22 protein-coding genes and 1 pseudogene are annotated in these 24,787 nt (G+C 34.4%); 12 read left to right on the plus strand and 11 right to left on the minus strand.

Features of this window, described 5'->3' with window-relative positions; translation table 11 throughout:
* Positions 1-16: 16 nt before the first annotated feature.
* On the plus strand, positions 17-2,158 hold the full coding sequence (locus tag D9780_RS05650; protein ID WP_121639561.1) for a type IA DNA topoisomerase: 2,142 nt from the start codon (positions 17-19) through the stop codon (positions 2,156-2,158).
* 740 nt (positions 2,159-2,898) lie between these two features.
* Here the strand turns inward: D9780_RS05650 and D9780_RS05655 are convergent.
* Positions 2,899-3,213 carry a hypothetical protein gene (locus D9780_RS05655; RefSeq protein ID WP_121639562.1) on the minus strand — a complete coding sequence of 105 codons (315 nt, stop codon included), beginning with the start codon at positions 3,211-3,213 and terminating at the stop codon, positions 2,899-2,901.
* Between the two features lie 18 nt (positions 3,214-3,231).
* Positions 3,232-4,494 (minus strand): Tle-like phospholipase domain-containing protein, encoded by a 1,263-nt coding sequence (locus D9780_RS05660; protein ID WP_121639563.1) that lies wholly within the window; start codon positions 4,492-4,494, stop codon positions 3,232-3,234.
* Between the two features lie 101 nt (positions 4,495-4,595).
* On the opposite strand from D9780_RS05660, the gene D9780_RS05665 reads away from it, so the two are divergent.
* The 3 genes from D9780_RS05665 to D9780_RS05675 all read left to right on the plus strand — a co-directional run bounded on the left by D9780_RS05665 (position 4,596) and on the right by D9780_RS05675 (position 6,440).
* Positions 4,596-4,877, plus strand: a complete 282-nt coding sequence (locus D9780_RS05665; protein ID WP_121639564.1) for a hypothetical protein — start codon at positions 4,596-4,598, stop codon at positions 4,875-4,877.
* A gap of 66 nt (positions 4,878-4,943) precedes the next feature.
* Positions 4,944-5,147, plus strand: coding sequence for a DUF1433 domain-containing protein (locus D9780_RS05670; RefSeq protein WP_121639565.1), 204 nt, complete (start codon positions 4,944-4,946; stop codon positions 5,145-5,147).
* 216 nt (positions 5,148-5,363) lie between these two features.
* Entirely contained in the window at positions 5,364-6,440 is a 1,077-nt protein-coding gene (locus D9780_RS05675; protein ID WP_121639566.1) for a serine hydrolase, read from the plus strand.
* A 130-nt stretch (positions 6,441-6,570) separates the two neighbouring features.
* Here D9780_RS05675 and D9780_RS05680 read toward each other — a convergent pair whose 3' ends face one another.
* The gene (locus D9780_RS05680; protein ID WP_121639567.1) at positions 6,571-6,957 is read right to left on the minus strand and encodes a YhjD family protein; all 387 of its coding nucleotides are present in this window, start codon (positions 6,955-6,957) and stop codon (positions 6,571-6,573) included.
* Between the two features lie 469 nt (positions 6,958-7,426).
* On the opposite strand from D9780_RS05680, the gene D9780_RS21030 reads away from it, so the two are divergent.
* Positions 7,427-7,981: a hypothetical protein gene (locus D9780_RS21030; protein ID WP_162985802.1), complete on the plus strand. Its 555-nt coding sequence runs from the start codon at positions 7,427-7,429 to the stop codon at positions 7,979-7,981.
* Between the two features lie 177 nt (positions 7,982-8,158).
* The gene (locus D9780_RS21035) at positions 8,159-8,323 is read left to right on the plus strand and encodes a hypothetical protein (protein ID WP_162985803.1); all 165 of its coding nucleotides are present in this window, start codon (positions 8,159-8,161) and stop codon (positions 8,321-8,323) included.
* Between the two features lie 1,126 nt (positions 8,324-9,449).
* Here the strand turns inward: D9780_RS21035 and D9780_RS05695 are convergent.
* Entirely contained in the window at positions 9,450-10,196 is a 747-nt protein-coding gene (locus tag D9780_RS05695) for a Fic family protein (RefSeq protein ID WP_116279803.1), read from the minus strand.
* Between the two features lie 882 nt (positions 10,197-11,078).
* On the opposite strand from D9780_RS05695, the gene D9780_RS05700 reads away from it, so the two are divergent.
* The gene (locus D9780_RS05700; protein ID WP_240458786.1) at positions 11,079-12,941 is read left to right on the plus strand and encodes an ImmA/IrrE family metallo-endopeptidase; all 1,863 of its coding nucleotides are present in this window, start codon (positions 11,079-11,081) and stop codon (positions 12,939-12,941) included.
* A gap of 52 nt (positions 12,942-12,993) precedes the next feature.
* Here the strand turns inward: D9780_RS05700 and D9780_RS05705 are convergent, their stop codons facing one another.
* Together D9780_RS05705 and D9780_RS05710 are read right to left on the minus strand one after the other, a co-directional pair.
* Positions 12,994-13,272, minus strand: a complete 279-nt coding sequence (locus D9780_RS05705) for a hypothetical protein (RefSeq protein WP_121639570.1) — start codon at positions 13,270-13,272, stop codon at positions 12,994-12,996.
* A 92-nt stretch (positions 13,273-13,364) separates the two neighbouring features.
* On the minus strand, positions 13,365-14,423 hold the full coding sequence (locus tag D9780_RS05710) for a ParM/StbA family protein (protein WP_121639571.1): 1,059 nt from the start codon (positions 14,421-14,423) through the stop codon (positions 13,365-13,367).
* 285 nt (positions 14,424-14,708) lie between these two features.
* On the opposite strand from D9780_RS05710, the gene D9780_RS05715 reads away from it, so the two are divergent.
* Together D9780_RS05715 and D9780_RS05720 are read left to right on the plus strand one after the other, a co-directional pair.
* Complete coding sequence (locus D9780_RS05715) at positions 14,709-16,451, plus strand: ribonuclease YeeF family protein (RefSeq protein ID WP_121639572.1); 1,743 nt, start codon at positions 14,709-14,711, stop codon at positions 16,449-16,451.
* 19 nt (positions 16,452-16,470) lie between these two features.
* Positions 16,471-16,932: an Imm30 family immunity protein gene (locus tag D9780_RS05720; RefSeq protein WP_116279815.1), complete on the plus strand. Its 462-nt coding sequence runs from the start codon at positions 16,471-16,473 to the stop codon at positions 16,930-16,932.
* A gap of 968 nt (positions 16,933-17,900) precedes the next feature.
* Here the strand turns inward: D9780_RS05720 and D9780_RS05725 are convergent.
* Positions 17,901-18,539, minus strand: coding sequence for a hypothetical protein (locus tag D9780_RS05725; protein WP_121639573.1), 639 nt, complete (start codon positions 18,537-18,539; stop codon positions 17,901-17,903).
* 317 nt (positions 18,540-18,856) lie between these two features.
* Here D9780_RS05725 and D9780_RS05730 point away from each other — a divergent pair, with 317 nt between their 5' ends.
* Complete coding sequence (locus D9780_RS05730; protein ID WP_121639574.1) at positions 18,857-19,039, plus strand: hypothetical protein; 183 nt, start codon at positions 18,857-18,859, stop codon at positions 19,037-19,039.
* A gap of 20 nt (positions 19,040-19,059) precedes the next feature.
* On the opposite strand, the gene D9780_RS05735 is transcribed toward D9780_RS05730, so the two are convergent.
* From D9780_RS05735 to D9780_RS05745, 3 genes are all read right to left on the minus strand, one after another.
* The gene (locus tag D9780_RS05735; protein ID WP_121639575.1) at positions 19,060-20,637 is read right to left on the minus strand and encodes an IS66 family transposase; all 1,578 of its coding nucleotides are present in this window, start codon (positions 20,635-20,637) and stop codon (positions 19,060-19,062) included.
* Between the two features lie 67 nt (positions 20,638-20,704).
* The gene (tnpB, locus tag D9780_RS05740; RefSeq protein WP_162985804.1) at positions 20,705-21,055 is read right to left on the minus strand and encodes an IS66 family insertion sequence element accessory protein TnpB; all 351 of its coding nucleotides are present in this window, start codon (positions 21,053-21,055) and stop codon (positions 20,705-20,707) included.
* Positions 21,056-21,063: 8 nt separating this feature from the next.
* The gene (locus tag D9780_RS05745; protein ID WP_121639576.1) at positions 21,064-21,399 is read right to left on the minus strand and encodes an IS66 family insertion sequence element accessory protein TnpA; all 336 of its coding nucleotides are present in this window, start codon (positions 21,397-21,399) and stop codon (positions 21,064-21,066) included.
* Between the two features lie 82 nt (positions 21,400-21,481).
* Here D9780_RS05745 and D9780_RS21375 point away from each other — a divergent pair.
* Positions 21,482-21,670: pseudogene (locus tag D9780_RS21375) on the plus strand (hypothetical protein); the annotation flags it as partial.
* A 197-nt stretch (positions 21,671-21,867) separates the two neighbouring features.
* Here the strand turns inward: D9780_RS21375 and D9780_RS05755 are convergent.
* Entirely contained in the window at positions 21,868-22,392 is a 525-nt protein-coding gene (locus D9780_RS05755; RefSeq protein ID WP_121639577.1) for a tubby C-terminal domain-like protein, read from the minus strand.
* 574 nt (positions 22,393-22,966) lie between these two features.
* Between D9780_RS05755 and D9780_RS05760 the strand changes: the two genes are divergently transcribed.
* The gene (locus D9780_RS05760) at positions 22,967-24,490 is read left to right on the plus strand and encodes a recombinase family protein (RefSeq protein ID WP_121639578.1); all 1,524 of its coding nucleotides are present in this window, start codon (positions 22,967-22,969) and stop codon (positions 24,488-24,490) included.
* Positions 24,491-24,787 lie beyond the last annotated feature (297 nt).

A 24,787-nucleotide genomic window follows, 5' to 3' on the forward strand; every position in this document is an offset into this window, starting at 1 on the left:
AGGGAGAAATATCTAAATGGGAAACATACTAATCTTAGCTGAAAAACCAAGTCAAGGAAAAGCTTATGGCGATGTGTTTCAAAATGTAAGCAAACGAGACGGGTATCTGGAAGTGCAAGATAGTCGTTTTTTTAATGGAGAAAAAGCATATATTACTTGGGGATTTGGTCACTTAGTGGAGCTTGTGCCTCCTGAAGCATATAATCAGAGTTGGAAGAAATGGGATTTGAATAAGTTGCCTATTATGCCTGAGGCGTTTCAGTTTCAAGTAGCTAAAGATAAGCAGAAACAATTTCAAGTGGTGAAGCATTTATGCAACCAAGTGCAAGGCATTATTATCGCTACAGATAGTGACAGGGAAGGAGAAAATATTGCAAGAAGTATTTTGCAACAAGCTGGTGCAAACCATAAACCGATAAAACGATTGTGGATCAATTCTTTGGAAGTCGAAGAGATTGAAAAAGGATTGCAACGCTTACAAGATGGCAATAACTACATTGCTTTATATAAAGAAGCACAAACAAGACAGTACAGTGATTGGTTAGTTGGCATGAATGCTTCTCGTTTATACACATTGCTTTTGCAAAAGAAAGGGTTACAAGGGGTATTTAGTGTTGGGCGCGTACAAACACCAACGCTCTATTTGATTTATAAACGTCAAGAAGAAATTGCAAACTTTACGTCCCAGCCATTTTTTGAGCTGGGAGGAAATGTGACGGTGCATGAGCAAAGCTTTGAAGCTAAACATAATCAGCGCTATGATACCAAACAAAAAGCGATGGATATTTTACAGTCTCATGGTATTCAAGAAGGTGAGCAGGATGGGAAAGTAAAAGAACTAGAAAAGGCACAAAAGAAAACGAGAGCTCCGAAGCTGCACTCTTTATCTACGTTACAAACAAAGATGAACAAACAACGGAAGTATAGTCCATCGATGGTGCTAGAGATTGTTCAAGGGTTGTATGAAAAGAAATTGGTCACCTATCCTCGAACGGACTGTCACTTTATTACAGAGAATGAATTTGCTTATGTGAAGCAAAACTTGACTGCCTATCAAGAGTCTTTAGGTATTTCTTTTTCTGTGAAGTATCCAGCAGCAAGAAAAGCGTACGTGGATAGCTCGAAGGTACAAGAGCACTACGCCATCATTCCAACCAAACAAGTTCCACAGCTGGAACGTTTGACAGAAAAAGAAAAGGATGTGTATCGAGAAATTTTAGCAACAACCTTGGCCATGTTTGCACCCGATTATGAATATGAAGAAACAAAAGTAATCATTGATGTGCGAGGGTTAAGCTTTTATAAAACTGGAAAAGTAGAAAAGAATCGAGGATGGAAGGTATTATTTCCACAGGAGAAGCAACAGAAGCAAAGGGAACAACCTGCGCAGCTTCCTGCCATGAAGCAAGGCGATGCTTGCATGATCGATGTATTTATAAAAGAAGGAAAAACGCAACCTCCTAAACCGTATACGGAGGGTAATTTAATTCAGGTGATGAAACATGCAGGAAAGGACGTTGAGGATGAAGAAGCAAAGCATATTTTAAAACAAAAGGAAGGCATTGGAACAGAGGCTACTAGGGCAAGTATTATTGAAACGTTAAAACACCAGCAGTATATTGAAATAAAGAAAAATGTGGTGTACGTAACATCAAAAGGGAAAATCCTTTGCCAAGCTGTAGATGGGACATTGCTAGCTAGTCCAGAAATGACAGCAAAATGGGAAACTTATCTAGCGAAAATAGGGAGAAAGGAAGGCTCTCAGGATAAATTTGTAGCTAATATAAAGAAATTCGTTACTTATTTATTGGAACAAGCACCTAATCAAGTAGCAACGTTAAAAGGTGAAATCAACCAGGTGTCAGAGCAATCCTATGTTGGCGATTGTCCCATGTGTCAAACCGGTAAATTGCAAGATAAGGGGAAATTTTACGGATGTAGTGGCTATCAAGACGGCTGTACATTTAGCCTGCCTAAAACAATGTTAACGAAGAAGTTGCCCCAAACAGCTGTTCAATCTCTTTTAAAAGGAAAGCGAACGAATTTGATTAAGGGGTTTAAAAGTAAGAAAGGGAAGAAGTTTGATGCGTATTTAACGTTGGATTTAGAAGGGAAAATAACCTTTGAATTCCCGAAGAGAGGCAGGAGGAAATCGTAGTTTTATATTTTGGGTGAGGTTAGAGCTGTAGTTTAAATTAGGTTTAACTACAGCTCATTGTATACTAATGGATCCAATTGTTATTTATTTAATCTAGTAATCTCTGAGTAGTTGAATTTAATTTTAATTAAATGATCATAAAATATAGTTTGGATTACTTTATAATACACTCTATCTGAAAATTCGAACGTAAATTTATAATGTACAAAAAGAATACCTTTATACATTATAATCCCGACTAAAAATAAACAAGGGCTATCATGCCGTATGCAGAAGAAATCATATTCATAACAGCACCTATCCCGTCTTTCCAGGAATCTGTATCTTTAAGGAAAAGCGTAAATAAAAAAGCTAAAAATGCTATAGGTAAAGAAACAATTGTAGAAGGAATAACGGACTTTAAAAATTTTTAATAGAGTATGACTCTAGTTCATCTATTTTTATTTGAATGTAAGGAAGTAAATGGTTTTCTAAGTTAGAATCGCTTAATTTTTATCTGTTTTTCCATTCTAAAAAAATTTGTTGGCTTTTAATAAATTGAGCATTTTTTCTTTTGTATTTTGTTTCCTTTTTAATGTCTTTTACTAACTCTTTATTAATTGTGTCAATGTTAATAATGCGTAACATCTCCTGATTCCAGTTAAATATGACAGACCAAGTATATAATTGTATATATTTTCTTTACTTTAGTTCAAAGCTTCTTCTTTTCAATGAATGTATTCTTTTATTAAGATTTATTGCTACCAAAACCATTGTTTAAGTTGAATATTTTCATAGTTTTCCTTGTAAATACGATCCATTTCTTTGAGTTGAGTTATATTATCTATAAAGCGTTCCATTAAGGCGTGATTTGCTTTTCCGTCAAAATATTGGTTGATTTTGCTTAAAATAACCTGATGTTTTTGTAAAAGTGACAAAACAGCGTAACTGTGCTCTAATTGCATCTTTGTAATGTCCACATTTTCTTCTAAGTTCTGTTTAATTTGCTTCTCTAACGCTTCTTTCTGTGCTTTAGTTTCTAGGTAATCTTTCCACCAATCACTTCTACTACTCATTATTTCACAATCCCCTTATTAACGTATATGTAGCCATTGAGCAAGTATTTGATCGATTTGTTTAAAATTTTTACTCATTTTAACCATATGGTAAGCTATTTCTCCTGTATCATTTTGATTCTTTCGAAGCTTTTCCAAAAGATGTTCAAACACATCTATATCGATTAAAGAAGGAATTCCATCTGCCCCAACATTTGTTAATTCACGAAATATTTCATCCACATGAGAGGTATTTAATTTATCGTATTTTCCTGATCCAACTATGTTTCTATATGTATTTCTTAATTGTTTCATTGAATCTAGATGATCTTCCAGTAATCGAATTAGCGCAGCTCTTGTGGTTGCAAGTAGTTCTTCACTTTCCTCCATTTCCGTGGCTAATTGATGCATAAGTTCTGTTTGGATGCGAATATGAAAGTCATGAACGCCACTATTTTTCAACTCCAGTGGAGAGGATTGTAACTTTCCTTTAATTTTTTCACCATATAATAAGTGTGGAAGAAAATATCCTTCTTCATTATACATATCCTCGCTTACGTAGTTCTTGATACGATGTGTCTTAAGGGTTTTTCCATTGTTCTCTGCTGGATCACCGACATAATATACAGAACCAACAGAGTGCTTATAAAAAGTTCCCACGAAGTCATCAGGGTATGTGTAAGAAATAATATTATCTTTAAACTCCCCATTTAAAGCCCGTTCTTGATCTTCTTTGGATAACAGATCAAACACGTCAGCTGAAGCAAACGTGACAGCGTTTGAGTCATGTTTGACAGCGAAATACTGCGCAAGACCTCCCCCTAGAGAATGTCCGGTAAAAACGATGTTGTTTGCTCCGTGTTTTTTTACATATTTTTCAACAATGGGCGCAGCTTCTGTAAATTGGTTTTTGTTCGTATACGTGAGGGTTTTATCTTTGGAGTTAAGTTTTGCCTTCCCCGTTGTTAAAGCAGCGTCTTGAGACGGGGTTCCTAAATAAGGTGTTTTTCCATGTTCTTTTTTGGTATAATCGGAATCACCAAGAATAATTCCATGAAGATCCTCTTCATAATCTTTAAGAGAATCTGGCTCTGTGCCCCTGAAACTGATAACGATTTCATTTGTGGCGGGGTTTTTGAGTACATAACCGTCTAATCCAGTATCAGCGCTTTTAATGGTTTCGATAGGATACCAAGAAGTTTTTGCGTCATCACTTATCTTTATTTTTATTTGTAGAACGTCATCTTGATATGTATTTTCAGATATAGTAGCAGCCTCTAAATCTTTAATGTGATTATTCAATTTATCCTGCCCCTTATTATTTTAATTAGATGAGGTGAACCGCTTTGAAAATATTTAATATTGTTTTAATTATATTTATTATACTATTAGGAGGTTGTAATGTGAACTCTAGTCAAAAAACTTATGATGATGAAACATCAGAAAAAGCAAAGTCAATTGTTAAGAGTTATTTAATCAATAATTATCATGGCATCGAAGATATTGAATTAGGTGAGCTATATCAATCGCCTATGGGGAGTATAACAGTTGATGGTAAAGTTAATGGTAATGAAGAATTTTCTATAACCTTTACTGATAAATTAAAAGTTAGAAGTCTTGTGGTAAAAAGCAAGAATTTTCCGGAAGAAAAAGAACAATGTAAAGAAAAAGACTGTAATTATTGAAATCTACCCAAATTGCTATAAAATCTTTGCTGTTGATAAAGGTTTTTAAAAAATAACTATAAAGATATCCGTACAGTAGATTTTGAAAAAGGTGATTATAGTACTCCTATGGGAGGAATGGTAATTAGCGGAATAGTTAATAATAATAAAGAAGCGACTTTCTCTATCGGCATTGATTATCAAAGTAACTTTAGAGTTGGTTCGATATCCGAAGGGAATGAATTTCCTGAAATAAAAGAGGAATGCAAAGAAAGAACATGTGATTATTAAAAGAGTCAAATTGACAAAAGCAAAAGAAGATATACTTTTTCACTAGCGTTGCATAAATAACGTCGTAATTTCAGTTTTAATATTTTTTCTTAAGAGAGCCAAAAAATGTAAATTAGTGAATATTTAGGGTGTTTTTAATATTTTGTTTTAATTAATGCAACGCTAGTGAAATAATGTGTGTTCGAGAGAAGACACAAAGGTAGGTGACTAGAAACTATGGTCGTTATAATATTATCGTTAATAGTAATTGTTATGGTTTTTATAAGTTTTCTTGTTGGTATAAAACAGTATAAACGAAATTTAAAGAATAATGAATATGATTTGCTAGAATATTTAGAGAAACATAAAGATAACTTATCAATCACTATAAAAGAAGATGGACATGACACTTTAACATTTAATCAAAATGTTAAATTTCCACTGGCAAGTACAGTAAAGATAATAATTGCTTTTAATTTTGTCAGATTGGTTACAACCTGTAAACTTTCTTTATCTGAAAAAGTGAGTCTCAGCTATATTGACAAGTTTTATGTTGTAAATACTGATGGTGGGGCACATCCTGAATGGAAAAAATCAATGGATAATTCTAGTGAAGTATCATTGTTAGACGTAGCTAAAGGAATGATGCAATTTAGTTCAAATGCTTGTACAGATTATCTAATGAATAGAATTGGGTTAGATGTTATTAATGAGAGCTTAAGAGATTTGCAAATTAATACACACGATAAAATCACTTATCTAACGCCTTCCGTATTAATGCCGGGATATTTATCAAATAAGAAGAAAATAGCAACTACAAAGATGCAAACTATGAAGTCCGCTTCCTACCAATCATTATCAGAAGAACTATTTAAGAAAACGGAACAAGGAGAATGTGAAGATTTAAAAGAAAAAACATCACGAATGTTGAGTCGGAAAATTCAGTATTTAATAACTGAGAAGCTTCCATCTTCTACTACAAAGGATTACGTAGACCTTATGTATAAACTTGGAAAAGAGATTCTTAGTGATGAAGAGAAAAAATTATTTAGTGAAATATTAATTGGGGAAAATATAAAAGGAAATCAAGATGATTACTTCTGGTATAAAGGAGGAGCAACTCCATTTGTGTTAACTTCTTCTCTGTATAAAGAAAACGCAGAGCACTCTATTGTTATTTCACTATTCATGCGTGATGAAAAAGCCGAAGATTCATATTGGATACAAAATATCTTTAATGATTTCATATTCAGTATAGCCACCGACATTGATTTTAAGAATAAAGTAAAATCAATATTTAAAGAAAATATGTGAGTGAATACAATTCAAAGCTCAAGAAAAAATAAAAAAAAAACTTAGTCTTTCTCTTTTTGCAAATCTTAAACATAGATTTTTGGCGAAAAATTGAAATAATAATTTTAAATCTATTAAATAAACCATTTTATTACTCCACATCCGGTGGCATAAAATTAACATAAGTGGCTCTCTTTTGCTCAAAGCCCACAGCCTTATATAAATATCTGGTACAAATTTTAGCGGTCATTTCTCGCAGTTGATGTGGCGTATATTCCCAAACCCCGGTTTTATTTTTATGCTGCCACTTATATGTGGTTTTGCCAATCCTTTTAATATCCAAATGGTATTGGCTATACAGTTGCCTTTTAGTGGTAGCTAAATCTATTCCAATGAGTCTAATGGCTTCATCCGTAAAGTCCAGATAAAAGTCGGGATCGTGAAAACCATCAAAATATTGTTGGTCGTGTTTAAATACAGCTATTGCAAGAGGCATAGCTATAAAGTTCACAGCGAGTTGTTTGAGTTCTCTATTCATTTTATCACCTTTTAGAACGTTTGTTCTCATTATAAGTAACTAATTAATTTTTATCAATTACAATAAATGGTATACGTAAAGTATGAAGCAAATTAACGTGGTATCATTTTCGTAAAATATGGACCTTGAGTAAGATATTGGAGAGGAATATGTAAAAATGAATAGAAAACTAAATATTTTGATGTTTTATAATACAGTTTTTCATATAAACAATTTTATTCTGATCCTACTTGTATATCTCTTTGGATTAAATAGCATTGCAGCTCTGTGGTTTTTTACCCCTTTTATCTCTATTCTCTTTACAACTTCAATGATAGAGAATTCAAAGAAGATACTAAGTGGAACGGTTAGGAAATTGTCCATTATAGATTTTCTGTCACGGTGTTTCATTTTATTTTTTAATTTTTTTGCACTAAGTAACTTAGTTCATATCCCATATATTTATCTATTTGGTGTAGCCATCATTTTTATGATGATAAATATTTATGTTGAAGTGAGGATGAAAAAGCTGTTAAGTCATATTCAACAAAAAGATGTAGAAGGGGGTTCCTTAACAAAGGAAGAATTTAATGATTTGATTGATGATTACGTTAATGATAAATCTTCTAGTGAAACTAGTAAAAGTGTTCGATCTATTGTCTATATGGGGTATTCTAACGTTTTAATAATTGTATTAGTAATTGGAGGCATTATATCGTTTGATTTATTCGGAGTAAAAAACAGGTGGATTGTTCTTTTAATTGTATTTCTATTTTTGGCGATTTATTTATATTTAACAGCAAAAAAGATTAGATCTTATTATAACGATGAAAAAAGAATAAAAGCAATAAATATAAGAGATAATATCACGCTTGTAATAGGATTATCAATCATCTATATATTGCACGGAGTGGTTTATATTGGGGAATCAACCTTTAATTTCTTTGGTGTTTTTCTGGCTTGCGCATTCTTTTTGCCAACCTTTAAAACAAATCAAACGATTCGATCTAATTTTCATAAAACAAATAAAAATAAACATGAGTAAAAACTCAGGATGAAAATCGTGTTTCTAAACATTCAATACATAGCAAGCTTTTGCTCATAATAAAAACACCTCCTGCAATCATAATCGAGACGAGTTAAAGGCATGTGGTGATCTTTATAAGAAAAGAAAGATTTCAATTGTTACAATTAGGGTTAGGGAAAAAGGAGGTCGTTAACATTGAAAGAGGGTTCTATACAAAAGGTTTTAGGAGCAGGGACTTTTATTATATTTGCGTTTTTAACTGTTAAATTAAGCGGTAGAACCTTGCTAGAAAGTTTTATAGTATCTTTAATGGCGTGGGGCATTTTCAAATTAGTGACATCCAAGAAAATGAAATTATAATTTTTAAGCTAGTGAATACAACGTTTTTTTACTTCACACCTGACGACACACAATACAGAAGTAGCTCTTAATGGCCTCATAGGTAAAATCCAAGATCATGAAAACCATCAAAATATTGTTTGGTCATATTTGAAATACAGCTATTGCAAGAGGAATGGCTATAAAGTTCACAGCGAGTTGTTTGAGTCTTTATTCATTTTATCATCTTAGAGAACGTTTATTTTTATTGCAAGTAACTAATTATTTTTATCAATTGTAATTTTTAGCAAGACGATTAACATGAAAAAGATGGTTAGATCAAAAATGGGACGTACATTTACCATACGCAGCGCATTCCCCAAGAATGGCATAGTAAAAGTTGCTATAATGGCTGCTACGAAACAAAGTATAACTATAATAAAAACTTTTTGTAATGAAGTCATAATTACTCCTTTAATGGTATATAACATTCTTAGAAATATCTATAAATTTATTTAAATTCATAATAGGATTTTTGGGTGTATAGAAAAAAGTCCAGTATAATCACACTTATTAAAACGAGTGGTTTTACATCCTCTGTGCCCATTCTCTCATTTAGTTCATTACAGAGTGATTTCATCGCATCTGGAGTTTCGAATGAAAAAACGGTATAAAGCGAATAGATTTTCCTTTGCTTGGTGAAGTTTCGCTTATTACATTAACAACATTTTTCCATTAATCTTTTCAAGCGTTTATCGGTAATGATAATTCCTTCGATTGAAAATTTGCGACGTCTTTGAGAGTATTAAGGATTTACGGTGCTTGTTTCATATATAAATCTTGTTTTCCTTTATACTTGTTAATTTTTTAAATTAAACTAACCGTTTCCATATATAAATATATATTAGTGAAAGCTAAACATAATTTATGGTTCAGCTCTTAGTTGCTACTGAAACACGTAAAGTAGGTGAACATGATACACGTCTTTCGCTAGTTTTTAAACATTATGTTGATAAAACTAGATACCCTTGCTTATGTTAGATGAAAAAGCCTATTCATTTATGTATAGGGCTGGGTCAAACCACCCGTTGAACGGTTGGTTTGTAATTATATGTTGTATTATATTTAGAATGCGTTTTGTATGCAATCAAAAACGTTTTTTTACACGCTATAATTCTAAATCATGATTCTTTGTACTTTTTGGATCGCTTATTGCCTTTTCATTCATATTCATGAAACGTTCTAAACGTTTAGACTCTTCTTGTATTCTTTGAGTAGCAAACTGAGTAAACTTAGCTATATCACTATTAGCTAGTATATTTACATATTCCGCCTTGTCTTCTGCTCTTATAATTAATGGAGGACTCCCCTTTTCAAGTAGCGAATAATTCATTAACATTCGACCTGTTCGGCCATTACCATCAGAAAAAGGATGTATGCGTTCAAATTGGATGTGAAAGTCACCAACAACACTTATTATATCTTTCTGTGATTGTGCGTGTTTCAACTGGTAATTCAAGTTATCTACCCATTGTTTCATTAATGTAGGAGTTTCCCGGGGGCTTGCTGCAGGGAATTCAGCCCCCAAAATAGCATTCTCTGATTGTTTAAATTGTCCTTTATCTACTAATAAGCGATCCGTTAGTCTTTCATGTATGTCCTTAATAACGGTAATAGACATCTCTACTCCATTTGCAACATGATCAATGACATATCTAAATGCTTCTCGATGGTTTTCTATTTCAAAATATTCTCTTTTTGAAGTGTTTCCTGGTATTGTATCGTGAAGAATAATGGAAACTGTATCAGCTAAACTAATTGTGTTCCCCTCTATTGCAGATGAATGATGAGCCAACCTCACTAAGACATCTTGTAAATACTCATCAGTTAAAATGTATTTTTTACTTTTTTTCATATGTTACACCACCTTGTATCCATATTTACAAGCCTAACTCCAATTCAATTCCTCTATCTGTATCACTAACTCTAGGGTTTCGATCAATAATGTCGGAATGCCATCTCCGTCCGTATCAGGTTTTACTGGATCTGTTCCCATTCTTATTTCTTGTAAAGATGTGATACGAATGAAACTTTTTATTGCAACAATTTTTATTATCACAATTATACTATTAGGAGATTGTGTTGTGAACTCAAACCATGAAGATTTTGATGATGAAACAATTCGTAAAGCTGAAGAATCAGTTAAATGTGAACTACTCACCACTTAGCTTCGCTTGAAGTGGGAGTTTCTCATTTCCACGACGAAAGCAACCTTTCGTCTCCATGAGCGTTACTTCGGGAAGTTCCTGCCCTAGATGTCCGACGAATCGGAGTTTCTTTCGTACCTTGGATATTTTACGCATGGAAGGATTCGCTTGGTTTTCGCATTATTAGTTTCTCCATGCAACCTCATATATCCAGTTTTCAAAGAACACTTCATGCTCTTATGGTAACATGCGTTCGGTCAATTAGCATGTCTAAAGACGTACTTGATCGAAAGCCCATTCATCTCCACCTTACCGCTGGGATTTCACCCTTCACACGCTTGAAGATGGAGACTTCTTGGCTAAAAACATTAAAAAGTTAAATTAACAAAAGTAAAAATAGATATACTTTTTGCATACGAATTCTATACGAAACTCAATAATTTACATGATACAGTAATAATATAGGTTATTTCCCTAAAAAGCTGTGAGCAAGGTACTTCCTGTTCACAGCTTTTTTTTCACAAAATGCAGGGATGAAATTTTAAAGGAGATTTTTATCTTTAATAACAAATGGAAGGGAGAATAAGGAGATGAACACAGAAAAAGATTTAAGAAGAAAGTATAGCGAGCTTCTATTTGCCAAGCAAAATGAACAGAGGTATCCAGAACAAAAAGGCTATGTAAAAAAGCGTGAGAAAATAGAAAGGCAGTATTGGGATGCCGTACTTAGATCGAAGTTACCAAAAGAACAGTTAGAAGCAATGGAAAAACAGGTGATCAATGAGCTTGAAGAATTTGCTGGCTTGTACAAGCAAAATGTGGAGAATGATTTAGACAGTGATAAAGACAGAGAAGCTTTTAAAAAGCTGTTCATGCAAAAAGTTTTGGAAGAGTTAAGTGAGCCTGTACCAAATCAGCAAAAAGAAGCGACTCCATTTAACAAGCAGCAATACGAAGTCAAAGCGAAGGAATTCGAACAAAAATATGGATATGATGTTGTTTATGCGCTTAAGAGAGAAGTATTGGATGAAATCAAAGAAATGGATTTAACGCCAGCTCAACAGGAAAAACTTCAGCAGATAGAAACAGAATTAGAAAAAGAAAGAAAAATGCACCAAGAATTAGTGGAAACGCAAAAAAACAGCAAAAAAGAAGCAAGTACTCAAAGGGCTAATAATAGAACGATGGAAGCTCCCTATAAACAGAGCGAGTTTTTAACTGGAGTTGAAAATGATTATACGCGTAATAATAAAATAGATAAAAAGCAACAAGTTGAACATTTGACGAATGAAATAGAACAGGATATTGAAGATTATTTTGTAACTCCTGAACGTCTCAAAGAATATTTATCATTTATAGGAAATTTTCATCAATATTCCTTTAGAAACACAGCATTGATTCACAGCCAATTTCAGGGAGCAACAGCAGTAGCCAGTGCTAAGTATTGGAAGGATAATGGTTTTCCGGTAAAGAAAGGGGAAAAAGGAATTCAAATACTCGTGCCAAATAAAACGGATCCCAAGTTTAAAACAGAGGATGGGAAATGGAAACGTATAGAGGATGCAACAGATGAGGAAAAAGAAAAATTAAAAGCAAATCAATTGGAGAAGAGAAGAAGCCGTCTTTCTTTTTCAGTGGGACATGTATTTGATATTAGTCAGACAGAAGCTACATCAAATGATTTACCTCATATCTTTCCAAATAAATGGTTAGACGGACAGGTGGAAAACTATAAAGCTACCCTGGAAAGTCTCAAAAATATGGCCAATGAAATGAATATATCAGTAGGAGAACCTTTTGATGAATTAGGTGATGCAAAAGGAGCTTTTTACTATGACGATTCTGGTAAAAGAAATGGTCACATTGGTTTAAATCCTCGGAATAGTGAATTGCAGAATGTTAAAACATTGCTACATGAATTAGCACATGCAAAATTACATCACGTAAAGCATAAAAATCACCAGAAGCTTTCTACTGCTGAAAAGGAATTCCAAGCAGAAATGACTGCTTATACTGTAGCAAGTTATTTTGGTATAGATACAAGTGATTATTCTCTCAGTTATTTAGCAAATTGGACTAAGGGCAAGGATTTACACGACAAGGAAAAACTTTTACAAGAAGTAAGAGAAACAGCGACAGAATTTATTGGAGCAATGGAAGAAGGGTTAAATAAGCAAAAAACTATGCAGCATGAATTTGAAGAAAATAAGGATACAATCAATCATAAGAACAACTTATTCTGGTATGAAATGAAAGAAAGGCCGATAGGGGACAATTCTCAACCCAAAGGATTTGTGGATTGGAAAGAAGGTGAAGGTAAGCATGGTATTGTAGCTTATGAGAGAAAGCTAACAGCTGATGAATTAGCTGAATTTGGGATGCAACCTTATGAAAAAAAGAAAACAAAAGAAAACAACAAACAAAAAGAAGCAGCCCTTTCTATGGAAGCTTAAAAGTAAATTGCGCTACTGCTATTTATAACGAGTAGCACAATATAACCTTTACCTATTTTCCTAAATTAAGAATATCGTCGTTGTTTATAAAGGTATCATTATTTGATTCCTGGTGTTGCTTATTTGTATTCTCTTCTTTGCTTTCTGTAGAAGAGCTAGAGGATTTTGAAATGGGGCTGATTTCCCCTTTTTCCTCCATTTCCTTCATTAGTTTCCTAATAGCGATGCGAATATATTTGGAAGCTTGGCGATCGGGTAAAGATTGAAAGAATTCATGAATATCAGCATCTTCTAAGCTGTCATAGGAGAATAATTTCCGATGTGTAGTCATGCGTTTACCCCTTTCATTTTAATATGTAATACGTTTAATAGTATATACTATAGTTCATCCTAAAGCAAAATAGGGGAGAGATATCCCCTATTTTAACTAGCTTTTTCTTTACGACTAATGGTAGAAGCTAACTTGTAAAAGCCACTTAGATTTGCTTCTTGAGAGTTTTCCACTATAAGAACGGAATCCTCACCAAATGTGTCTTGAAAATAAGTGGATACGATGTGAACACCGCCTCCGGTTAATATGAATTTATCGATACTATCTCGATTTGTTAGTACAGCGTCCATATCAGAGATAAGCTTCTCGATAAAGTTTGTAATGATGTCTTTTGCTATGTCTTCAAAAGAGTATTTTTTTCGCTCGGATACGGTGGCAACCATTGTGTTATTGCGAAAGCCTTCTTCTACAAAGCTTGCATCTAAACCTTTAATGCCATGTTCACGCTCGATTCGTTTAGCAATTCGTTTATGAATATCGTTCATACCCTCATAATATGTTTCAGATTTATCTTCTAGGCGCTTTACATTTTTAAAGGTGTCCATGATGGTTGTGCCTGCGCCGAAGTCAATGACGGTTAATGTGTTGTTTAAAAATTCCTTATGAACTTGTCCAGATTCATTCATGTATTGGTGAAGTAGAGTGCCTAAGGGCTGCTCAATAATACGTACATCAGTAACATGGATGAATAACTGTTTGCCATTAATTTTCACAATGTGTTTTTGTTGTAAAAAGCGCTTAAAGTCTTCGGCCTCTGTTGTTCCTACTTCTTGTGACGGAAGCCCCGTTACAACAATGACATCACGTAGTTCATCTTCTTCATAATCGCTAGCAAGCTCAGCAAGAATGAAAGAGCACAGAAGTTTGAAACGCTTTTGCGTATAACGGTGGTTATGTGTATATGTAGGAAGTAATGAACTTGGATCCACGACATCAGCAATTTCTTCTCCCCAAATATATGTTGTTCCGTCATCTAAGCTAGATTCAAATTCACGGTAACCAAATGAGGCGTCAAAGCTCGAAGACATGTCTGTAATGCTTGAACTTCCCATGCTTTCTTTTTTAGCAATGGAACTTGGAGCAATCATACTCCTTTTATTATTTCTTGCCTTTACAAAACCATTCCCCACATCAAACGAAAAAGCTAACATATAAATTCCTCCCATGTCATTTATTGTTTATATACATTATAACATACTAAAATATATAATGAAATATATAAAAGAAATAAAATATATCACAGTATATATTTAAAGTGATAAAAGTTGTTGGTTTTATTCTTTTATAACCAGTAGTATATATTGTTTGTTGCATAGAAAATGAATTGCAGATCAACCGTTTCATATTCCTTGTGCATTTAGTATAATGCAACTAAAAGGGTTACATTGAAATTATTACCAATGGGGATGGGAGGGGATGTTCATTAAAAGCTTTATGTGAGCGACCTCCATAGCTATATTGACAAAACGATATCACGCCTAGAACAAATACATACACAAGTGAAAAACATCCAGAAGAGTATAGAAGCTCTGATAGCTTTGGAGGATGAATTTAAAGGGAAACTGGCTAATTCCATTCGTGCCTTTTATCAAGAGGTGCACATGCCGTTTTTGTTGTTTCTAGAGGGGTTTATTACGAATTACACCGATACTTTACAGAAAATGAAAAAGTCGATTCAGTACATGGAGCCAGATAAAGACGGGGTTATTCGAGAAGATTTTCTTTCTCAAGATGTACGACGGGGATTAGAACGAATGGAACAAGTTACGATGGATTTAACAGATGAAGCGAATGCTATTATCCAATCGGTAAGTGATATTGTGGACTTACCTAAGATAGAAGATAGCGAGTTCTTGGATAATGTACAACATGGAAAGAAAAAGACCCATAAGACCCTAGAAAAGTTGTATGAATTGGATCGTCATAATACAGCTAAGCTGGAACCGATTGAACAAGATATTCACATGATGAAAAACTACATTAGCCAAATCCGCGAGTTAGGAAATAATGGCCAAATACATATTGGGAGTTACCAAGCACGGCAATTAGCAGATCAAAGGTTTCATAAAGAGCTAATAAGCGGCATTAGGAGTAAGGCTGTTCGAAATGCCGTTGGGCTAGAGACGGTGCTTGGTGAGGTTGGAAAGTATCTATTATCTCAGTATTTGCGACCAGCAAACTTGTTCGTGCATTATCTACAGAAAAAATTCGGGCTACAAACATTGGATTATAGCTACCGAGCAATGCAGGCAGCTGTGGCAGCATCAGGAGATAGTTTAACTACAAGGGAATTTACTACCATTGAACATCAAGTAGTTTCCTCAGTAAAGATCTCCGACTATAAAAAAGTACACCAGGGAACTTACTATACTTTGACAGATGGTAGAATCGTAAGGAAATATCAATCAGAATTCGGAAACGCTGAGTATGAATTAGTGGATGCTATTCCTGCCGACAGACACAAGCCAAAAGAGCCGGAAAAGAATTGGATTCAAAAGACAACACAAGGAATAGCTAAAGCAGGTTTACACGTAGGTTTAGCAGGATATAAGACTGGAAAAACGGGCTTAAAACTTTCCAAAAAAGCGTTAGACTTTGTTATTGTAGATGATATAAAAACCGTTCTGGACTCAGAGACCTCTACAGGTGAAAGATTATGGACTGGCGCTTCTATTATTCCAGCGGGCAAAGTCTTAAAGCTAGTTAAGGCTGGTGGAGTTATTAAATTTGCGGATAAGGGTAAATTGCAAGGGAAGAAGATCAACGCGAATAATAAAAGTAACAGTACAACACTGCTTGCTTCTGAAGGTAAAGCAGGTACGTTTAAACAGCTTGCAAAACAGGGTACGGCATTTGATAATATTACCCCTCATCATATGCCTTCAGCAAAAAAAATGAAGCAAGCTGGGGTCAAAAGAAACAATGGTGTGAGCATGAATATGGAACAGCCTCATCCAGGTTCTGGAGGTCGACATAGAGAGACTTATACTTATGGCCTCAGTGGTGAAAAATTAGATGAATATTTAGATTTAAGCCATCGTAATGCTCTTGCCCATGATATATTTGATGCTAGAAGGATATATTTGAAAGATCAATTATATACACATGAAATCCGGAAAGGGCTTAAAAGTGTGATTAGAAAAAATAAAGAATTATATCCAGACTTATTCAAAAAATAGTTATGGAAGGGATGGTTCTATGGATATTAAGCTCTATTTAAATAAATTATATGATAATCGTCTTTTAGAAAACGAAACAGAAATACAAATTTTTGAAGAGTGCTTGTCCAAGATATTGTATTATGGGGATGTATCGGTTATTCCAAGGTTATGTTTAGCTTTTGATGATGAAACTGAGCAGTATGAAATCATGTTTGGTTTGATCCATAGTATAGAAAATTTATATAAAAATAATATGGAAAAAGGTCTTACCTTAATTGCTAAAAGCATTCCTAAAATTATGAACCGAGGCAAAGAGTGGGCAGAAATTTTACATTACAGAATTCTTAATCACTCTAGAGTTAGGCTAACATACGGGGAAATACTTTCACAATTAGATTCACCAACCAGAAATGTGGTTATAGGCTTATTAATTGAAATAAAAAATGAAGACCCTGATATGTTTAAAGAGTCAGTTGATGAGATAATGAGTTTAATTTAAATTTAGTCGCAATATTTGATCAGTCGAGTCTTTAAAGGGTGTTTTTTAAATAACATAAAATAATGGAATCAAAACTTCAACGAAAAATAAGGAGCTGTCAGCAAATGCATTTTATGCATTTTGCGACAGCCCCTTTTTATATAGGAACATTCGTTTGTAATCTAAGTAGGATACAGAAAAAATAGTTGCTCCATATAATATAAAAATGCTTACTATGGGATTTGAGCAAAAGAGAGTGAATAATTATGATTTTGTACCGTCGGATATGAAGTAGTCCAAAATAACACTCTAGAATGGCTTATCATGTAGAGTGTTATGCTAAAAACGAAAAATTAAAATTATTTCCTTTTTTGATGTAATAATTTGAAAATGCCTCACGCCATAAGAATGAATTGTCTAAAAAAGTAGGTTTAGACGAAAATAATATTGCCAGAATGAGAAAGATCCGGAAAAGAATTGGATTGAAAAGACAACACAAGGAATAGCCAAAGCAGGTTTACACGTAGGTTTAGCAGGACATAAGACTGGAAAAACGGGCTTAAAACTTTCCAAGAAAGCGTTAGACTTTGTTATTGTAGATGATATAAAAACCGTTCTGGACTCAGAGACCTCTACAGGTGAAAGATTATGGACTGGCGCTTCTATTATTCCAGCGGGAAAAGTCTCAAACGACCACCTGCTAAAGCAGGTGGTCGTTTAAGAATTTCATTTAAAAAAGTCGACCGTTTTTTTCAGAACAGTCGACTTCTTTGGGTAATTCTCTTTAATCAATTATCTGTTTAAAAAAATATCTAGTGTTATTAAAATAATGCAGCCTATAAGAATTAATGCAGAAATTATGTTTGTTTTAAGATCACCATTCCAGTTTTCAAAGATTGTATATAACTGGAAAACAACCAAAATAACAACCGCCAATTTAAATGGTAGTGTTTTAGACCTTTTAATGGATATCACCTGTTTCTTGTACATTAAGTACATTGATTAATAACATTGCTTATGTTAAAAAAATCAAGAAAAGCGTCTCTAACTTCTGTTGGAAGATCACTGGAAGTTTGCCTCACCGCTTCTTTCCACGCATCTTTCTTTCTCCATCTGTTTTTACGTAACTTTTTATAATTTTTATGAATTGATTGAACGGTTTTTTTAACGCCACCCAAAAGTTTAATAGAGCTTTTCAGCTTTAAGATTTTTGAAAAAGGAAAACCGACCGATCCTATCATCAATCCTATAGCAGTTATGCAACCCCAAGTACTAAAAGTCGTTATTCGAGACTCGACAAGAGGTTGATTATCCTCTAGATTTACATTAGCCAAAGATGGTATATATAAGTTTTGGCCATCAGTAGTGACTTCAACCCCCGTCTTTTCAGAAAGCCAATTTGCAGTCTTTTCTGGACCTTGTTCAATTATAACAGAAGGAAGTTGTTCAACCCCATCCAAAAAATTAACAAAGTCACTGTTTTGTGATAGCAGTTCCTCCTCTAAAACTGGTTGTGCAGTAACGTTTTCTGCAGCTTGCGCTGAAGTTCCAAAAGATAAGGAAATACTAGAGATTAACAAAACAGTACAAATAAGCAAAAGAAAATACCTAAAATTCACTTTTCTCATAAAAATCTCCTCCCATAACAAAAATAACTTAATATGTAATTTATGTCAATAATTATACATAAACAATTCAATAAATTTTGTGCATTTAGTATAATGCAACTAAAGGGGGAATTAAGTTTTAACTAAGATGGGAGGGGATGTTCATTAAAAGCTTTATGTGAGCGACCTCCATAGCTATATTGACAAAACGATATCACGCCTAGAACAAGTACATACACAAGTAAAAAACATCCAGAAGAGTATAGAAGCTATGATAGCTTGGTGGCGCTCATATTGTACCATCAGAACCACTTAGAAAGTAAAAAAGGAGGATATTTATGGGATATGATCCTTTAATAGATGCATTAAAAAATAATAGTGGTGAACTAATAATAGAATGGGAGAACGGATTGAAAATTATTGGTGAACCAGATACACTTTTCGAGACAGATAATGGTCTAGAAGATGATGATGAGAATTATACAGAGGTAAGCGTAAAACAGCCCACACCTATTATGTAGATGTGGGCCTATGTTAAGATTTACTTAGATTTCGTAGGAACGCGACACTCTTGAGGCAGCGTGGTTGACCACGGTAAGAGTTGGGCTAGTTGTTCCCTATCTGTTGTATCTATATTGGGAAGTCGTTCAAATAAGTAGCTAAGATAATGGAATGGATTTAATCCGTTTTCCTTGGCTGTTTCCACTATGCTATAAACAATGGCACTGGATGTAGCTCCTTTGGCGGTATTACTAAACAGCCAAGCTTTTCTTCCGATCACAAAAGGCTTGATCGACCGCTCTGCGCAGTTGTTGTCTATCTCCAATCTTCCATCCTTTAAAAATCCTTCTAAGCGATCCCATTGTTTACGGCAATAGGTAACAGCTTTGCCTAGTTTACTCTTCGGAAGAACACGCGGTGTTTGCTGTTTTAGCCATGCTGAAAAAGCATCCAGCACGGGCTGACTGCGCTCCAAACGTTGTTCATAACGTTCCTTTGGGCTAACGCTCTTTAGGTCGCGTTCGATATCGAATAATTGATTACAAAAGTCTAAGCCTTCTTTCGCTTTTACCGCTGTAGTGGTCGAAGATTCGGGAAGCGATTGTAATGCTTCTGTGAATTTACGACGTGCATGCGCCCAGCAACCAATCAGTACGACATTCTTTATTCCATTATAACCAGGGTAACCGTCTACTGTTAAGTAGCCCTGATATCCCTGTAGGAATCGTCGTGGATGTTTGGATGCTCTTGTTTGCTGGTACTCATACAAAATGATTGGCACATCCGTATGGCCAGAGCGATACAGCCACATATACGAATTGGAAGTAGCTTTTCTACCTGGTTCAGATAAAACTTGTACAACTGTTTCATCTGCATGTATGGTATCCAATTCTAATAGGGCGGTATGCATCTCTTTGTAAATGAGAGTAAGCCAAGTGGTCGCACCATATATGACCCAATTAGCTAGTGTTTGACGTGGAATAAAGACGCCAAATCGTTCGAATTGCTTCTCTTGGCGATACAACGGCATTCCTTCCACGTATTTTTGCGACATCGTATAGGCCATGGCGGAAGGAGAGGCTAAACTCCCCGGAAACACAGGCGCCGGCATTTTAGCTGTTTGAATAGGCGTTTGTATCTCATGTTGTTCACAATGGCGACAGCTATAGACGTACTGGACATGTTCCACCACTTTCACCTGCGCAGGAATAACCTTTAATTCTTTACGCACTTGCGTGCTCATTTCATGCAGTTCACCAGCGCAACACGAACACACCTGTTCCTCAGCAGGTAAACGGTATTCTACCGTTTCCGTAGGCAGGTTGTCTAATTGCTCCTTGCGTTGCCCTTTTTGCTTCTTGCGTTTATATGTAATCGCCTCCACCGTAGGCTCTTCATGGTTGGAATCCGAAGTGTCCTCTACCTCGTTAAAAAGAGACAGTTGGTCAGAATTGGTCTTCTCGCTAGAAGAGCCGAATTTTTGTTGTTGAAGCAATCTAAATTGTTCTTCATACCATTTTAATTTTGCTTCTAACTCTTCTTTTTCCAACTCTAGCTTTTCGTTGAGCTCTTGATAATATTCCATTGTTTTCTTGTTTGTTTGCGCTGTTTTATCCATAAAATTAGTATACGAAAAAGAACCCGACTTGCCTAGTCGAATTCCCGTATTTCTATATTTCAATTTTTTATAGAATCGTGCGCGCTAGTACTTCTCTGTGTGCTTGGTGCTGGTTCATCGACATACCATCCAACAACCAGCGAAATTGACGTGGGCTAATAGATATAGGCGTTGTGTCTTTATCGGATGGCCATTGAAATGTTCCTTTTTCAAGCCGACGATAATACAGCCAAAATCCGTTGACTTCCCATTGCAGTATTTTTAACTTATCACGCTTTCGGTTACAAAATACAAACAGGCAAGGAGAAAAAGGGTCTAAATCGAAGCATTCTATCACAATGGCAGCAAGTCCATCAATCGATTTACGCATATCTGTGCTACCGCAAGCTAAATACACTTTTTCAAATGGCATATTCATGAACGTGATTACTTCCCTAAAACATGAATAATATCCGAGAGTAAGTTCATATCCGTTCCTGATCGCACTTCAATGGAGGTGGAACCAACGTGAATAAAGATTGGTTCTTTCTCGTGAGGTGGTACAAGTGGAGAATCACCCATTTGAACGGTTAGCCATTGTGTTTCCCTGGATGCGCTTTTCTTGATGGAAGTTTTGCCGTGCTCACGAAATTGTTGCACCCAATAATACATCTGATGCGTTTTAATTTCTTTCCCTCGGCACCATTCAGATATACTTTGTCCGCTTTTTTTCCAGGCATCATACCGCGCTTTCCATTCTATTCGCTTGTCTTTTAGGGTCATCGCATAACCTCCTAATTTATTTTCTAAGAAGATTATCACATAGATGCCCTGTGATTGTTATGTGTATTTTATTTTACGCTTACATACAGAGTATCATGCGGTTGCATTTCAAGTTAATCGTATTTTATCACACCCTTCTACTAATGAAGGTAGTGTATATAATTGGTTAAGACAAGAGAAAAGTTCCTTGGTTGAAATCTCTCTCTACGATGACCCACCAAGTGCTGTTTATTTAACCAACGGACAATTTGTGTGGAAAAGAGATAGCTGAAAATAATAACGTATTTAACATAGAACCTTGATTGGCCAATCCTTTCAAGGTTTTTCTTTTTCATAAATTCTCTTTATAAGTATTGGAACATTCGTTTGTAGCCTAAATAGAATACAGAAAAAATAGTTTCTCCATTTATCAAAAAGCGATTTTCTACATATTAAGCCAAAAGTCACCTTCCTGTTATAATGCCTTGCTTATCTTTGATTACCAAATGCTGAATGAAATAATACTAAAACAAGTAATGGCTCATCAAGTAACTTTTCAAATATTTGAAGTTTTACAGTTCTGTTAAAAATGGCTATGTTCCATTCAGCTATTACTATATCATTCCATAATAGATTAGCAGGTTTAAATTTTTCTTTTTTAATGCAATAAGTTTCTCCTTTAAAAGTAAAATTGTATATAGTATATGATAGATTGATTTCTCTTTGGTGTTTTAAAGAAATACGATGATTAATAAGACCTGCATCTTGGTAATGAATATTAAATTGCCTACTCAATAAAGTGGACGTATCCTTAGCATTAATAACGGTGTTTCCCTCAGTATCCCTAATTGCATATGATATAAACCAATTTCCTTTAAGAGCGATAGTATCAAGCCAATATATAAAGGAATTTTTATAGGTTCTCTCGATTTCTCCAATTTTAATTGCTCCCTGGTAAATTGATTGTGGTTGTCTAGAACTTTTTAACCCCAATTTGTAATGAATATAAACCACTTAAAACATCCTTCCTAGTTACTAATCAAAATAAGTGTTAACATTAATTAATATATTTTGGATATTAAGCATATTTTTCTTTAGAAAAGGTATAATTGACCTATAAATCTACTCTAACATCTCCTTATTTCGTGTCTAGAATTATGGGGGGATTATATAGAGGGAGGTAATTATTATTAAATTTATAAAACCATTAGACGTCTTTTTTTGGCTGGCTTTTACACTTTTGTTCACTTACGACTATTTTTTGAATTTTTACTCGAAGAAGCTATTCCCAAAACTGTTGTTTCAATTCTATTCATAGGACTTATTTTATGCAGTGTTATATTTAAGAAATACCGAGAACCAGACAGTGGGGTCAATCAACTAGTGGTTTATCTTTTAGTAATGCTGTTATATGGATAGTCTTATTGATTGCAATTATTGAAATTGGTATGGAGTGGAAAAAAGTTAGAAATTCAGAGAAGTAGAGAAGTTTTGTGAAATAATAAACCTGTTTCCGCAACTGCAATCATAACTCTTCCCGTAATGTTATAATGGAAGTACGCATATTTTGGTATTGGGGAGGGGCATTATGTTTAAACAGTCCGATGTAGAAATAACTAAATATAATGACTACAAATATTTAATTTACACTCGTGTTTCCAGTGATAAGGATAGCCAAAAAGAATCTGTTCCCAACCAAATTGATATATGTCGATACTGGCTGGAACAGAACCATTATGAATTTAATGAGAACGCTGTATTAGTTGATGAAGATAAATCAGGGACACTATTTCTGGAAAGAACGGCCATGCAATTAATTCTCCAAAAAGCTAGAAATCGTGAAATAAAGATGGTTCTTTTTAAATCTATACATAGATTAGCTCGTGATTTAAAGGATGCTTTGGAAATTAAAGAAGTGTTGCTTGGTCATGGTGTAAGAGTAGTAACCATCGAAGAAGGCTATGATAGCTATGTAGAAGGAAAAAACGACATGAAATTTGAAATGTTTTCGATGTTTGCTGCACAATATCCAAAGTCTTTATCTGTTTCCATTAGCTCTGCTCTTGCAGCTAAAGTACGGAGAGGGGAGCATATAGGGAAAATCCCATACGGTTATGACCGTATTGATCAGAAGTTAGTTATTAAAGAAGATGAGGCAAATGTCATTCGGCAAATCTATAAATGGTATAACGAAGAAGGATTTGGCTTTAAAAAAATCACACACTTGTTGAACAAGGGTGTTCAACAAGGGGAGATTCTTCCGCCGAGAAGTGGAAAAGCATGGCAGATTACGTCTATTCAACGAATTATTAAAAATCCAACGTTTTGTGGAACTTTCATACTCAATCAATATACCACAATTAAAGTAGATGGCCGTAAAAAACAGATACGCAACCCAGAAGAAAAATGGATTGTTTTTGAAGATCATCACCCTGCAATTGTTAGTAAAGAAGATTGGAAACTAGCAAATAATAAAAAGAAGGTCAACATTAAAACGAAAATCACGCCATGGAATGAATTTCGTGGTCTTCTCAAATGTGGGAAATGTGGATCTAATATAGTGATTATTCAATCTTGGAACCAAAAACTAGATGGAACGAAAACCCATTGGCGATATTTAAAATGTAGTGCTTATAGGAGAAGTGGGAAGAGTGGATGCGACAATCATGTACCTATTCGCTATGAAGAATTTCGCCGTTTTATAGTTGAGCGCCTATTAGAAACTGGACAAAAAGTTTCGCTTGATTTTAACAATACTTTAAATAATCACTCTAAGCAGCAAGTGAAGCAATTGGAAAATAGTATTGCCAAATATCAAGAAAAAAACGAAGGCCTTGTTGATCTTTACCTTGATAAATTGATTGATAAAGTAGAATTTCAAGTTAGAAGAAAAGAATTTGAACAACAGATAAAAGAAGCCCAGGATAAACTGTTCTTGTATAAAAATGAAGAAGTACAGGAAGTATCTGTGAAAAACATCCAACAAGCTTTTAAAACGATCGAAAAAAAGGATCAGGATTTATACCATGCTTTAAAAGTAATCATTGATTATATAACAGTAAATATAGATGGCAGCGTGGATATCAAATATAATTTTGATTTGAATAAGTAGATTAGTGGAACATGAAAAAATCACTGCATGTAAGAGGTTCAGAAGTGAGAAGGGATGAAGAATGGTTTATATTTAATAGTTGACGTTTTGTTATTTAATCTGTTGCCTGACGATAGTCTTCTTCAAATATTTTTAAGTTTAGCCATCATACTAATTACAGGGAGGCTTATTAATATGGCTTATAGAGAAAGGCACCCATAAAAAATAATTGTCGTTTCGGCGATGTTATACGTTTTAATGTAAGCGTAAAATAAAATACACATAACAATCACAGGGCATCTATGTGATAATCTTCTT

Origin of the sequence: Virgibacillus sp. Bac330, from assembly GCF_003667845.1 — a bacterium.
Classification (GTDB): Bacteria; Bacillota; Bacilli; order Bacillales; family Amphibacillaceae; genus Virgibacillus; species Virgibacillus chiguensis.

Excerpts from the sequence above, each read along its gene's own strand:
- D9780_RS05705 (WP_121639570.1), bottom strand. The coding sequence starts at position 13,272 with ATGACTACACATCGGAAATTATTCTCCTATGACAGCTTAGAAGATGCT.
- D9780_RS05655 (WP_121639562.1), bottom strand. The coding sequence starts at position 3,213 with ATGAGTAGTAGAAGTGATTGGTGGAAAGATTACCTAGAAACTAAAGCA.
- D9780_RS05735 (WP_121639575.1), bottom strand. The coding sequence starts at position 20,637 with ATGGATAAAACAGCGCAAACAAACAAGAAAACAATGGAATATTATCAA.
- D9780_RS05695 (WP_116279803.1), bottom strand. The coding sequence starts at position 10,196 with ATGAAAAAAAGTAAAAAATACATTTTAACTGATGAGTATTTACAAGAT.
- D9780_RS05680 (WP_121639567.1), bottom strand. The coding sequence starts at position 6,957 with ATGAATAGAGAACTCAAACAACTCGCTGTGAACTTTATAGCTATGCCT.
- D9780_RS05675 (WP_121639566.1), top strand. The coding sequence starts at position 5,364 with ATGGTCGTTATAATATTATCGTTAATAGTAATTGTTATGGTTTTTATA.
- D9780_RS05650 (WP_121639561.1), top strand. The coding sequence starts at position 17 with ATGGGAAACATACTAATCTTAGCTGAAAAACCAAGTCAAGGAAAAGCT.
- D9780_RS05730 (WP_121639574.1), top strand. The coding sequence starts at position 18,857 with ATGGGATATGATCCTTTAATAGATGCATTAAAAAATAATAGTGGTGAA.
- D9780_RS05700 (WP_240458786.1), top strand. The coding sequence starts at position 11,079 with ATGAACACAGAAAAAGATTTAAGAAGAAAGTATAGCGAGCTTCTATTT.
- D9780_RS05725 (WP_121639573.1), bottom strand. The coding sequence starts at position 18,539 with ATGAGAAAAGTGAATTTTAGGTATTTTCTTTTGCTTATTTGTACTGTT.
- tnpB (WP_162985804.1), bottom strand. The coding sequence starts at position 21,055 with ATGAATATGCCATTTGAAAAAGTGTATTTAGCTTGCGGTAGCACAGAT.
- D9780_RS05760 (WP_121639578.1), top strand. The coding sequence starts at position 22,967 with ATGTTTAAACAGTCCGATGTAGAAATAACTAAATATAATGACTACAAA.
- D9780_RS05720 (WP_116279815.1), top strand. The coding sequence starts at position 16,471 with ATGGATATTAAGCTCTATTTAAATAAATTATATGATAATCGTCTTTTA.
- D9780_RS05745 (WP_121639576.1), bottom strand. The coding sequence starts at position 21,399 with ATGACCCTAAAAGACAAGCGAATAGAATGGAAAGCGCGGTATGATGCC.
- D9780_RS05710 (WP_121639571.1), bottom strand. The coding sequence starts at position 14,423 with ATGTTAGCTTTTTCGTTTGATGTGGGGAATGGTTTTGTAAAGGCAAGA.
- D9780_RS21030 (WP_162985802.1), top strand. The coding sequence starts at position 7,427 with ATGATGATAAATATTTATGTTGAAGTGAGGATGAAAAAGCTGTTAAGT.